The 13,048-nt window shown below is 50.9% G+C and carries 11 protein-coding genes; all 11 read right to left on the reverse strand.

Annotated features, from left to right (window positions below):
* Nucleotides 1-19: 19 nt before the first annotated feature.
* Nucleotides 20-1,264, reverse strand: coding sequence for a DUF4934 domain-containing protein (locus tag DW083_RS13310; protein WP_122332696.1), 1,245 nt, complete (start codon nucleotides 1,262-1,264; stop codon nucleotides 20-22).
* Nucleotides 1,257-2,531: a M56 family metallopeptidase gene (locus DW083_RS13315; RefSeq protein ID WP_233552199.1), complete on the reverse strand. Its 1,275-nt coding sequence runs from the start codon at nucleotides 2,529-2,531 to the stop codon at nucleotides 1,257-1,259. Before DW083_RS13315 ends, DW083_RS13310 begins: the two co-directional genes overlap by 8 nt.
* Nucleotides 2,522-2,887, reverse strand: a complete 366-nt coding sequence (locus DW083_RS22905; RefSeq protein WP_233552200.1) for a hypothetical protein — start codon at nucleotides 2,885-2,887, stop codon at nucleotides 2,522-2,524. Before DW083_RS22905 ends, DW083_RS13315 begins: the two co-directional genes overlap by 10 nt.
* Nucleotides 2,888-2,899: 12 nt before the next feature.
* A complete protein-coding gene (locus DW083_RS13320; protein WP_122332697.1) occupies nucleotides 2,900-3,262 on the reverse strand; it encodes a BlaI/MecI/CopY family transcriptional regulator in 363 nt (120 codons plus the stop codon).
* A 271-nt stretch (nucleotides 3,263-3,533) separates the two neighbouring features.
* On the reverse strand, nucleotides 3,534-5,972 hold the full coding sequence (locus DW083_RS13325) for a DPP IV N-terminal domain-containing protein (RefSeq protein ID WP_122332698.1): 2,439 nt from the start codon (nucleotides 5,970-5,972) through the stop codon (nucleotides 3,534-3,536).
* A 74-nt stretch (nucleotides 5,973-6,046) separates the two neighbouring features.
* A complete protein-coding gene (locus tag DW083_RS13330) occupies nucleotides 6,047-6,499 on the reverse strand; it encodes an ATPase (protein ID WP_115501072.1) in 453 nt (150 codons plus the stop codon).
* 72 nt (nucleotides 6,500-6,571) lie between these two features.
* The gene (locus tag DW083_RS13335) at nucleotides 6,572-8,392 is read right to left on the reverse strand and encodes a V-type ATP synthase subunit I (protein WP_122332699.1); all 1,821 of its coding nucleotides are present in this window, start codon (nucleotides 8,390-8,392) and stop codon (nucleotides 6,572-6,574) included.
* On the reverse strand, nucleotides 8,389-9,012 hold the full coding sequence (locus DW083_RS13340; protein WP_115501074.1) for a V-type ATP synthase subunit D: 624 nt from the start codon (nucleotides 9,010-9,012) through the stop codon (nucleotides 8,389-8,391). The genes DW083_RS13335 and DW083_RS13340 overlap by 4 nt, the downstream gene beginning before the upstream one ends.
* Before the next feature lie 75 nt (nucleotides 9,013-9,087).
* On the reverse strand, nucleotides 9,088-10,407 hold the full coding sequence (locus DW083_RS13345) for a V-type ATP synthase subunit B (protein ID WP_115501075.1): 1,320 nt from the start codon (nucleotides 10,405-10,407) through the stop codon (nucleotides 9,088-9,090).
* Between the two features lie 9 nt (nucleotides 10,408-10,416).
* Nucleotides 10,417-12,174, reverse strand: coding sequence for a V-type ATP synthase subunit A (locus DW083_RS13350; RefSeq protein ID WP_122332700.1), 1,758 nt, complete (start codon nucleotides 12,172-12,174; stop codon nucleotides 10,417-10,419).
* Between the two features lie 3 nt (nucleotides 12,175-12,177).
* A complete protein-coding gene (locus DW083_RS13355; RefSeq protein ID WP_122332701.1) occupies nucleotides 12,178-13,047 on the reverse strand; it encodes a DUF2764 domain-containing protein in 870 nt (289 codons plus the stop codon).
* Nucleotide 13,048 lies beyond the last annotated feature (1 nt).

Below are 13,048 nucleotides of genomic sequence, written 5' to 3' on the forward strand. Positions count from 1 at the left end.
TGACAATACAGACGTCTGCCTATTCCATAATGACAATCACCGGATTGTCCTCCTCGCCCACTTTCTTCAGGGCGGAAACTGCGGCAGGGAGATCGGTTTTGCCGGCATTGTCCTCAAACCACTGGACGACCTCTTCGGAGGGGAGCACGGCGGCAAATTCACCGGCGGAAGAGATAGAGATCGGTTGCAGGGGAAGGAAACCGTTCAGGTCATCGGTTATCTTTTCTTCGAAAGGATATACTTTCACCGTTCCGTCAGCCTTCCGGTAAAGGGCATTATAGGTTTTACTATTGTCAGTATAGACATTCGTCAGGAAGCGGAACAGGATAACGTCCTCGTTCTCCATGAATTTCCCCGGATAGATTGCATCTTTCTTGTCGTCAAACCGCTCGTTGTAAACCCAGGCATGCACACCGGGATCCAGCACACGCACCGGCCGAAACTCCTTGTCGGCCGAAACCTGATAGATCGTGTCGTTAAACGCCTGCCTGAAATAAAGTTCGCCATCGTTATGCCAAAAACAAGCGTTGCCGAGCGACGTGATAGAAGAGCGGTTGTCCTTATATTTGATGATAAGCACCCCGTCGCCCCCATCCCTCTGGACGGAAATGGACGCGATCTCATCCGGGGCAACAGCCTTTTCGCCCTGGCTGTCTATCGGCAACCATTGTTCGCGGACAATTTCATCGCCACGAAACAGGGCGAGGCGCGCCGGCAAGCTGTCGGTAGCCGAATAATAGCCCGCAATCAAGTCTGCATCCAGATAATCAAAGGAAGCAACCGCCGGAAATGCAGGAGCGGCAATCGGCGGCGTCCAGATATGGTCGAAGCTACCATCCGCCCCGTAAGCAACCATCTTGCCATTCCAGCCGGGGAAAAAGAGCTTGTTGGTGCCGGGGTTCTGCCACCCGCCATGCACTGTCGAATAGCCTTCGGGATCTTCACCCACATGGCCGATATTACGGATGAATCGCCCGGTCTGTTTGTCGAACAACTGGCAAAGCTTACGCCCGGAGGTCACCACGATCCAGTCGTTCAGAACGGTTGCCCAAGCTCCCGGCCCCACGAGCGCGCTGTCCGTCGTCTCCAACGGGACATAGCGTATCTTCTTGAAACAGTCCGACGTCTTCAACTCCGCCTGCTGGTCGAAAGCTGCTCCCAAAGGAATGACCTCCAACTGTCCACTCTCCGTTTTATCCCCGCTGCAAGCGCCCAGGAAAAGGCAAGCCACGAGGGTCGCCTGATACAGATAACTCTTATTCATTTTCTTTCTTCAAGGTTATTTCCATTATACTTCTATTCGCATATTTGTCCCCGTATTTCTTTACCGCTGATTTCTTGGGCAATATAGTCATCGACTGAACCCTTGTCTCATCAAGTTCGGAGAGCTTGTCGTAAGGATATTCCTTGCCGTCGATAAAGAGCACCGGGTCCGGCTCCGGATGTGAACCGGGACGGGGAGCGGGACGCATTTTGATACCTTCCAGCTTACGGAACTTAAAATTTCCTATCGTACCGCGAAGCGTACCTTCCGGCTGAAGATCGGGTCTTATTTTCGTCGTCACGAGGATCACGCCGTGCTCTCCTTTCTTCCCGTAAAGCTCAATGCTTTTCATATCTTTCAGGACAGAAATGCTGCTGATCGTAGACGGGTCGAGCGTATTCGCATCGAAATCCGGCATCTCCACGCCGTCAATGATGAAGAGCGGACGGGGGGCCAGTGAGTCTGCTACTACAACGTTCGTCGGCATATCGCCATAACCCACTACACGGACGGTATCTTGCGGTACTGCCTGTTCCTGCGCCTGACGCGGGATCGCAGAAGCACTAACGGTATTTACCGAAACAGGCCTGTTCTCCTGCGGCCCCGCGTCAAGCGCGGGGACTGGTTTCGCTTTCGCTATCGGAGCAGCGTCTATAACAGGAACAGCTTCCATAACAGGGTCGGCCTCCACAACAGGAAGAAATTCCGGGACGTTGACCGCTGAGATCTTTTCTAAAGAGCGCGAGATTTCCGGACGGGCAAACGCCACTACCGCAACAGCGGCAAGGGGCAGGACATAAAGGTACTTCAACCGCGCCCAGGGATTTGATTTTTGTTTTAGCATCATGGTAATTCGTTTTTTAAGTTTACTGTGGTTAAAGCTGTTGGCCATAGAGGTGAAACGCTGTGTGCCGACCGCTTTTTTGATTAATAACATCTGATAATGCCGCGCATCCACACCATGCCGGATCACGCTTTCGTCCGCCTCGAACTCATGCACGTTCTGCAACTCCTGTTTCAGCAGCCAGGCGGCAGGGTTGAACCAGTGCAGGACGACACATACGCCGGCGAGCCACATATCCAACGAATGCCATGCCTCGATATGCGCCTGTTCGTGCGTCAGAATCTCCGTCCCGCTCTCTTCCATATCGATGCGCGAGATGACGATGTAGCGCATCCAACTGAAAGGGCTGACCGGTTGGTCGACCACAACAAGCCGCACGCCGCCGTCCAGAGCCGTCACTTCACCCGAACGGATCAGACGCACAATCTGCCCGACGGAATAGAGAAACCGCCCCGCAAAAAACAGGCAACCGCCACATAGATTGCAAACAAGGCCGTCAGCCAGAGCGTCATGTCACTTGCCGGTGCCGTTGTCTCCTCAACCGGTGCAGCAGCCATCAACAGGAGCCGTTCGATGTCAAGCATCGTGCGCTGCACAGCCACCGGCTCGTCCGTCACCAGACGGATAAAGGGAATAGCAACGGAAAAGACAATCACGCTGAGCAGCGCCATCCGGTTGAACCGATGGAACGTATCTCGACTCAACAGCAGGCGGTAAAAAAGATAGAACGCCGCCAGGCAGCAGGTCGACTTCAACAGAAAGACTAAAAATGTTCCCATACTTGCGCAGTTTTACTTATTACCCTTCTCCACTTCGTCGATCAGCTTCCGGAGCTCGTCCACCGAAATCTCCTCCTCCCGGACAAGCGACGAGATGACGCCGAGATAGGAATTGTTGAAATATTTGGCAATGACGTTTTTCAATGTACCCCGGCTGTAGTCCGCTTCCGAGACGGCAGCGTAGTACTGGTAGGTGTTGCCATACGTATGATGCGCCAGGAATCCTTTCTCCTCCAGGCCGCGCACGATAGTCGACAGGGTATTGAAATGCGGCTTCGGTTCGCCGTAAAATTCGAGCAGTTGTTTCACAAACAACGGGCCTTCTGTCCAGAAATAGCCCATGATCTCTTCTTCTCTTGCAGTCAGTCGTTTCATGATATTTTAATTCTTTCAGGCAAATAAACTAAATATTTTAGTTTTCAAACTAATTTCTTTAGTTAATAAACTAAAAGGACACGTTTATATCCTCTTCTTACGATTGTTTTATCGGAATCCTGCCATAACAACACAGGGCTGAAGGATTGAATACTAACGACAAACTACTTACAAGGAGGTTACTTATATCGTTAAAAAAGAAGAGAGGCTTCGCCATCCGGATTATCCCGGAGCGAAGCCTCTCTCTTTAACTTTCAACTCTCAACTATTTTCACCTTTTCGGTATATCCACCGACGTCTCCTGTTCGCCCAGGAGATTGTGGGAGAAGTAGTCGACCATGCGCCAGTAGAAATATTCGTCCATGTCGCCGAAGCCGTGACGCTGTTGCGGGAGCATGAGCATGTCGAAGCGTTTGCCGGCACGGATCAGGGCGTCTACCACGCGGAGGGTGTTACCCGGATGGACGTTGTTGTCGATGTCACCGTGGACGAGCATCAGGTGGCCTTTCAGCTGTCCGGCTATCTCTTCGTTCGTGCGGATGTTGTAGACAAAGGTCGTATCGCCCTTTTCGCTGACCACCTCTTTCACGCCATGGTGCGTCTCGCTCCACCAACGGTTGTAGATGCGGTTGTCGTGGTTACCGGCACAGGAAACGGCAGCTTTGAAGAAGTCCGGATATTGCAGAATCGCTGCGGTGGACATGAAGCCACCACCCGAATGGCCGTGGATACCGACACGGTTAATGTCGATAAACTTGCAACGGTCTGCCAACTGGATGATAGCTGCCTTCTGGTCTGCCAAGCCGTAGTCGCGCAGGTTGCCGTAACCAAAGTTATGATACCATTTCGAACGGCTCGGATGTCCGCCACGGTTGCCGACAGTAACGACGATGAATCCGGCCTGTGCCAGACGGTCCGTACGGACGCCCATGCGGCTGAACGGATAAACGGTTGCTTCCACCTGTGGACCGGGATAAACATAGTCGATGATCGGATACGTCCGTGTCGAATCGAAGTCGAACGGTTTATACATCACGCCGTAGAGATCGGTCACACCGTCTGCCGCCTTCACCTTGAAGGGTTCGGGGAACTGGTAGCCGGCAGCCAGCAGTTGTGAGAAATCGCTTTCTTCGAGCGACATCAGTTTGCGACCGCTCGCGTCCATCAAGTCCGTACGCGGGATGGTGTTGACGCGCGAGTAGTTGTTGACCACGAACGATGCATTGTCGTCCATGCTCGCGATATGGAAGTAGTCGCCGGGCGTCACCATTTGCAGGCCGCTTCCGTCGAGATTAGCGCGATAGAGGTGTTCGTAGTAGGGATTCTCATCCTTTTCTTTTCCGTTAGCCAGGAAGTAAACGACACGTTTGGCTTCGTCGACCTTCACGATCTGGTCTACATGCCAGGGACCGCGTGTGATGCGGTTCTTCAGGTTGCCGTCGCCGTCATAAAGGTACAGGTGGGCCCAACCGTCGCGTTCGCTCCATTGAATCAGTTCCTTGCCATTTGCGAGAGCGGCCAACGGACGCACTTCCTGATAGGTGTTCATCCGTTCTTCGATAATCGGACGGATCGAATCCTGTCCGATCGTATAGGAACAAATGTCGATACGGTGCAAGTCACGGCTCGAACGGGTAACGAAGAAGCGGTTGTTGTCGCCTAACCATACGCTTGCCACCTCTTTACGGTCGCGGTCTCTCTGTTGCCATGGCCGGCGTGCCACACGCAAGGTCTGGTCCTTGAAAGCGGAGGTACGAATCTCCTTATGGCTGTTGTCGTTCATATCGAAAAGGAAGAGATGATATTGGGGAGCTTCCTTTTCTCCGGGCATCTGGTATTTGTATGTTTCCAGCGTCGGACGGGGCGAAGCCATGGAGTTGATCACCCACAGGTCTTTCACCTCGCGCTCGTCTTCCACCGTAATGGCGAAGTAGCGGGAGTCGGGCGACCATACGCCCCAGACGCCTTTCCGTTTGCCGTTGCAAAGCGTGTCGGTGTTGAGCAGGCTGTAGGGCTGACCGAAACCGAAATCCTTCACGCCGAAGGTGGTAAGTTGGATGTCCGTCACGGTACTGTCTTTATCGTCTTTTTTCAGTTTCTCGTAGTCTTCGCGGGTCATGCGGTAGAGATTCAAGTCCTTGGCATAGACAACCGTCTTGCCGTCGGGTGAAAAAGAGGCCCAGTCAGGATATTCGGTTTCCTTTTTCTTATCCTCGAGCCAGGTCAGCTTGCGTGTCGGATAGTCGTAGGAGAAGAAGAAAAGCTCTTTCTTGTTTTTCGGTTCTTTCTTGTCGGTCGTATCTTTCTTGGCATCCTGCGAAGAGACGATGTGGAAAGTAAAGGTGCGGCCGTCTTCCTGCGCTTCCAACTTCTGGATAGGCAGTTGCTGGGCGGTGAATGGATCTTTCACAATTTCCGTAATTTGGGCTGCCACGTCGTCGAGGTCGAACAGCGGCCGTTTGGTCTTTGCCACCGGATCGACAACATACCAGGCTTTTCCTTCACTTGTTTTATATTCGTACCAGAAACAGTTTCCTTTCTGGAACCAGTGCGGATCGACCGTGGTAGAGAACAGCATTGTGTTCAGTTTCTCTTTAGTAAAGCGCTCCGCCTGCACATAACCCGGCAAACGTTCTACGTCCTGGGCCTGTGCTCCTGCCCCGTGCAGCATCCCCGCACAAAGCATAACCAATAGTAAATGTTTTTTCATCTAACGTTGTTTTTTAAGAAAACAAATCCCTTACCCGGAGAACCGGATAAGGGATTCTGTTTATACATTCGTTTTTAAACCGGAAGAGTTCCGCCGATCAGGATAACAACCAGCAAAGCCAAAATTGCATACAATTCAGGGAATACGGCCATAACCATAGTTGCACCGAACACATTGTGTCCTGCACCTACGCCGGCAATACCGTTCGCACAAACTTCTGCCTGACGGATAGAAGAGAACAAACCGGCAAATCCTAACACCAGACCTGCACCGAAAATAGCTGTCGCATTCAACATCGTAATACTGTCAACCAGGAATTTCTGCATCATGAAGTAACCGACGAATCCGTACAAACCCTGTGATGAAGGCAATGCACTCAGGGCGATATACGTACCTAACGCATCCGGATTTTTCTTCATTGCTCCGACTACGGCGTTACCCGCAATCGTCACACCATAACTACTACCGATGAAAGTCAGACCTGTCATCAACGCGATTCCAATGTAAGCTAATAAAATTGGTTCCATAATGATAATTGTTTTAATTTATTCTTTTGTTATTATTTAATTACTTTTTACCAGGGAGCGACTCCCTATTTGTTATGCTTTCTTGAACGGTTTGTATTCTTTTCCACCGCCTTCAAACTCAGCATTCTTATAATACTCTACGAAGATAAGACGCAACGGGTGGACAAGCGAACTGATCGTACAAAGCCCGATGTTGATCGAGTGGCCTATCAGCAGGATGATCAGCATACAGACCGCACGCAACACGACATTCATACCTTCCGTCATATCCACAGCTAACGAGTTGAACACGCCGCCCAGGATAGCGCCTGTCAGACCTATCGCGAACAGACGGATATACGACAGCGTATCACCCAACAGCCCGGAAGCCATATTATAGGTGTTCCAAAGCCCCGTCCCGAAATTCATAAAGATATTCTTACCCGGCGAATTGTAGAGGTAAGCCACTACCAGGCCGACAACCGCAATACCGACAAAGACGGTCTGAACCGTTTCAGGCAGATGCATATTCAACATCGGCAATCCGAAAGCTAATGCCAGGAAAGTGATGACCAACACCCATGCAAAAGGCGCAATACTGTATTTGAACCCCTTCTGCGCTTTCGTCTTGAAGGCAGCCACCGTCTTTCCGAAGATAATCTGGACCAGACCGATGACGATAGAGAAAGTCATCAGGTTGTCGCTGCTCACAAAATAGTCTTTCATCTTCGAGAACGCCGGGACATCGGCCAACGCAATACCGAAGAACGAACCCGTACACGTTCCGACAATCAGGGCTGCAAGGCCGAGATACTGGAACAAAGTCAGGTAAGGCTTGAAATCCGGATTCACCTTCCGTTTGAGGAACGTACAAACCAGCATCACCAGCAACCCGTATCCGCCGTCTCCGAAACAAAGCCCGAAGAAGAGCATGAAGAACGGGGCAAACAGCGGGGTCGGGTCAAACTCCGTATAGTTCGGAAGCGAAAACATCTTCGTGATCGGTTCGTATAGCTTGCTGAACTTGTTATTCTTTAGTTTGATCGGCACCTTATCCCCCTCTTCTATCGCCATCGGCTGGAAGTAATAGCCGTCTTTTTCAAGCGCTTCTTCCATTGCCGGAGCATCTTCGGTCGGGACAAATCCTTCCAAGATCATCAGCTTGTCACCTGCCTCACGGCCAGTCTGCACCAACGTGTTCGAGAGGTTAAATTCGTTCTGGATGTTTTTGTCCAGTTCGATCAGCGTGTTATATTGCTTGGCTGCAAACTCCTTCGTGCGGGTATCCAGAGACTTGAAGTTCTCCATCAGCTGCTCGTAGGCTGCGTGCAACTTGGCCAATCCGCGGTCCGGCATCTTCGGACGTTCGGCGTCGATCTCGATCGGAGTGCCGGTCTTCGTCACGGTAACGAAATAGGTCACCGACTGGAAGTTGTTCACCAGAAAGGCGTTGTACTCATCCCCCCACTTCGGTTCGTATTTGGATGTCGGGCAACTGAAGAATGTCACGTCATATCCCGCTCTCTTCAGGCGGTTGATATTGGCATAACTGAACTCGCCCCATATATCCATATAGGCGATATCCTTTTCCAGCGAAGCCCGTGCTGCCTGTAGCTGTACTTTCTGCTCCTGCAGTTCTTCGAGCTTATCAACCAGCTTCAAACCGTCCTTCTTCGGCAATTCGCGAGCCAGTGCCAACACAGTGTCTTTCGACTGTTCGTTCAAGGCCTTGCAGAAACGGATTGCCTGGTTGACGCGTTTACGTTCAGCCAGCAAGGCTTGCAGTTCCGCATTGTCCAGAATCGAATTCGTCTCCTTCACGTGCAGGACGCCCAGGTCCCGGAGAGTCGCGAGGAATGCATCATATTCTCTATGATATACCATAAAGGCATATTTACTCATCTTTACTATCATGCTCCAGCCTCCTCTATTTCTTCTTTTGCTTTACGCTTTTCCTGATTAGCCCGCATGATCTTCTGTGACGACTTGGAAAGACTTTCTTCGTCTTCCATGAATCGTTTCACTTTGCGGATCGCATCCTTATAGCCCGGAATCTGTACCTTCTCGAAAAGGTTCACCTTCTGAGTGGTCTTTTTCCGCGCATGCTCCAATAACTCCAGCTTCATACCCGAGAACTCGGCTTCGATACCGGTACGCGCCAGCTTTTTCAGCAGCTCGATACCGTCGGTAAACCAGGCAGGGGCATTGAACAGGCTGTAGCGGCCGATCTCGAATTGGATCTCGTCCAATACAGGGACGACCACACCGGCGATCTTCTTCGTGGAGAGCGAAACATCCTTGACTGCGATCAGTTCGGGGTTGAACTCGTTCCACAAAGCGACCATGTTTTCGTAGCTCTGTATCTCCTGTTCCAGCTGAAGTTCCAATTTCGTCACTTCATCCTTGGTGCGCTTCACTTCGATACGCAGGGCGCTTTCCTTGCTCTTGATCGTCGGCAGGGAACGCTCGCGCATCTTCAGCTGCTTTTCCAATTGCTGAAGGGAGGTTTTATTATATTGAAACTTTATTGCCATAATTATCTATATTATTTCCATAACCATGCATACTAAATTCCTTGGGCATGCATTTCCATTTTCATGGGCATGGATTTATTTTTTCCAGTATTTGTCTACCAACGCCTGTTTGATATTCACTTCGGCAGGCTGGAAGTATTCACCGAACAGATTCCAAGCCACGTCGAGCATCTCGGTTGTGTCGAGGTTGACGTCGATCGCCAACAACTTGCTTGAATAGTCCTTTGCGAAAGCCAGCGTACGGTTGTCGTAGTCTGTCAGGTCGAAACCGTTCTCCATCTTCGTCTTTGCATTGGCGGCATCAGCATACAGACGGACGGCGGCATTCATCACCTGCGGATGGTCTTCGCGCGTCTTCTTTCCGGTTACCAGCTGTTTCAGACGGGACAGGCTTCGGAACGGGTCGACGATAACTTTACCCACATCACTGTCCTTACGCAGATACAACTGACCTTCGGTGATGTAACCCGTGTTATCAGGCACGGCATGCGTGATATCGCCACCGGACAGAGTCGTCACGGCAATAATCGTGATAGAACCGCCGGCAGGGAACTGCACGGCCTTTTCGTATATCTTCGCCAAATCCGAATACAAGGAACCCGGCATGGAGTCCTTCGACGGAATCTGGTCCATACGGTTGGACACGATTGCCAAAGCATCCGCGTAGTTCGTCATATCGGTCAGCAGCACCAGTACTTTTTCATTCTTCTGGACAGCAAAATATTCAGCCGCACAAAGTGCCATATCCGGGATCAGGATACGTTCAACAGACGGGTCTTCCGTCGTATTGATAAAGCTAACGATACGGTCCAGCGCACCGGCATTGCTAAATGTATTCTTAAAGAACAGGTAGTCGTCATTCGTCATACCCATACCGCCCAGGATAATCTTATCCGACTGGGCACGCAAGGCTACCATTGCCATTACCTGGTTGAAAGGCTGGTCAGGGTCGGCGAAGAACGGAATCTTCTGTCCCGTCACTAACGTATTATTCAAGTCGATACCGGCAATACCCGTAGCGATCAGCTCGGAAGGCTGCTGACGGCGAACCGGATTCACAGACGGACCGCCGATTTCCACATCTTTACCTTCGGGAATGGGACCGCCGTCGATCGGATCACCGTATGCATTGAAGAAACGGCCGGCCAACTGGTCGCCCACCTTCAACGAAGGCGCCTTTCCCATGAAAACGACTTCGGCATTCGTACGGATACCTTCCGTACCTGAGAAAACCTGCAAGGTCACTTCGTCGCCGATAATCTTTACCACCTGAGCCAGCTTGCCGTCGACAGAGGCCAGCTCGTCATACCCTACTCCTGTTGCTTTCAACGAACAGGTCGCTTTTGTAATCTGGGTAATCTTCGTATATATCTTTTGAAATGCTTTTGTTGCCATACGCTTCTATTATTTATCTGCGCGCTCTGCAAGCAGTGCGTCAAGTTGATCGTTGAACTTCTTGAACTGTTCGCTCTCGTACTCGGAGTAGTTCATCTGCTTAAAGATGTTGATCATCTGCTTAAAGTAGTCCATTACTTCGAGGAAAGTATCGAACTTAAACTCGGTATGGCAGATCTTCACAACCTTATCCAGCATAAACTCCTGGCGGGCCAGCGACGTCACCGCATCGATCGCATCGAAGGCATCCTGTTGCAGGATCACGAAGTCGATCAGCTCAGACTTCCAGAACGTCACGTGATATTCCACAGGCACACCGTCGTCACCGAGGATGTTGATCTGTTCGGAAATTTCCTTACCGCGCAACATACGGGTCTTTATCTCGTTCACCTTGTCGATCCAGGTCGGAGAGATATGCTTGGCGATGTATTCCTGAAATTCGGGATATTCCAGATATTTGGAGTAACTGTCGATCGGGTTTACAGCCGGATAACGTTTGCGGTCGGCACGTTCTTGCTCCAAGGCATAGAAACAGCGGGCCACCTTCTTCGTATTTTCCGTCACAGGCTCTTTCAGGTTACCACCGGCCGGGGATACCGTACCGATAAAGGTCACGGAACCTGTCTGTCCGTTATTCAGATGTACATAACCGGCACGCGCATAGAAGTTAGCCACGATTGCCGACAAGTCCATCGGGAACGCATCCGGTCCGGGAAGTTCTTCCAGACGGTTGGACATCTCGCGCAATGCCTGTGCCCAACGGGAAGTGGAGTCGGCCATCAGCAATACCTTCAGCCCCATGCTGCGGTAGTACTCGGCAATTGTCATCGCCGTATAAACGGAAGCCTCACGGGCAGCCACCGGCATGTTTGACGTATTGGCGATAATAATGGTACGTTCCATCAGTTTACGGCCAGTATGCGGGTCGACCAGTTCGGGAAACTCGGTAAAGATTTCCACCACCTCGTTCGCACGTTCACCGCAGGCAGCGATAATCACGATGTCGGCTTCCGCCTGTTTGGAGATCGCATGTTGGAGCACGGTCTTTCCCGTTCCGAACGGCCCGGGGATAAACCCTGTACCGCCTTCCACGATCGGGTTCACCGTGTCGATCGTACGGACACCCGTTTCGAGCAGTTTATAAGGACGCGGCTTTTCCTTGTAGCAAGTGATGGCGCGTTTTACCGGCCAACGCTGTATCATGGTCACTTCCACATCTTTCCCGGCTTCGTCCGTCAGGACGGCGATCACCTCATTGATGGTATATTGTCCTGCTTCTTTCAGGCTCTTGATCGTATATTCACCTTTAAAGGTAAAGGGGACCATGATCTTATGCGGCTGGAAGTTTTCATCCACTTCGCCCAGCCAGTCACCGGCCGCCACCTTGTCACCCGCTTTGGCAAGCGGTTTGAAATCCCACAGTTTGTCGTTATCCAACGGGAAGGTATATTCTCCGCGTCTCAGGAAAACACCCTCCATTTTATCGAGGTCGTTCTGCAAACCGTCGTAGTTGCGCGACAACATACCCGGTCCTAACGTTACCTCCAACATATGTCCTTCAAACTCGGCTTCGTCGCCCACCCGCATACCGCGGGTGCTCTCAAAGACCTGTACAAAAGCATTCTTACCTATTACCTTAATAACTTCCGCCATCAGCTTGACGCCTCCTACGGAAATGTAACAGATTTCATTCTGGGAAACCGGTCCGTCCACCTCTACAGTCACAAGGTTGGAAACGATTCCTTTTACAATTCCTTTCGTAGCCATAATTTATTTATCATTGTTTCTTTTAAATTCTTCCAGGGCATTCTCGCTGCCTTTCTTCATTGCTCCCACTATCTCGCGGAATGTTTTCTCGCCTGTCCCCTTATCCAGCGTTACCCAACGCTCGATCATCTCCAGTTTCAGCAGGTATGCAAATACACTCTCTATATCGAACGGTTTAAAGAACGTATGTTCCTCGAGCCATTCCCACTTCAGCAGGTCCACTTTCTTTTCGCGAACCATCAGATCGGTTTCTTCGGCGATGCGCTGCAAATCGGGCAAATAGTCCACCGTATCCCCCAGCCCGAAATCGCGGGCATTGGACGTACGGAGCGCCTGTGCCACTTCATTGTCTCCAACGATGTATTCGGCTTTATCAAGGCCATGTTTACGGCAGGTTATCGCGGTAAGCATGTTGTTGATGTTCAGGTTCAGTTCGAACCAGTCTGCAACAAACTTGTTATGATTTTTCATCGCATACGCATAATAGAGCGTGGCCAGGCGGTCTTCCCATGGAACATCCTGCTTGTCCTCTTTCCCTTCGCTTTCGAGATACAGTTTGAAGAATTCCTTGAAATAAGGAGGCATCCGGTCGTTCTTGGGTGGCTTTTCTTCTTCCTTCAACGCTTTGAGCAAAGCATTGAATTCGTCATACGTGATACATCCCCGCGGGTCCGGATCGGAATCCGGCTGTTTAGCTTGAGCGATCAGGTTCTTATTATCGAATTTGAGGAAGAACAGATCGATCAGCTTCTTATCGGCTTTCGTCAGTACGCCGTCCAATTCCTGCCTGAAGTCACAGACGGAATAGGTCAGTTTACTATCGTCGAGCGCGATATTGGGGAGTCCTGCAATCAAGCAATAATACTTACCCATA

The organism is Parabacteroides sp. AF48-14 (assembly GCF_003477465.1).
In the GTDB taxonomy this organism is placed as follows: domain Bacteria; phylum Bacteroidota; class Bacteroidia; order Bacteroidales; family Tannerellaceae; genus Parabacteroides; species Parabacteroides acidifaciens.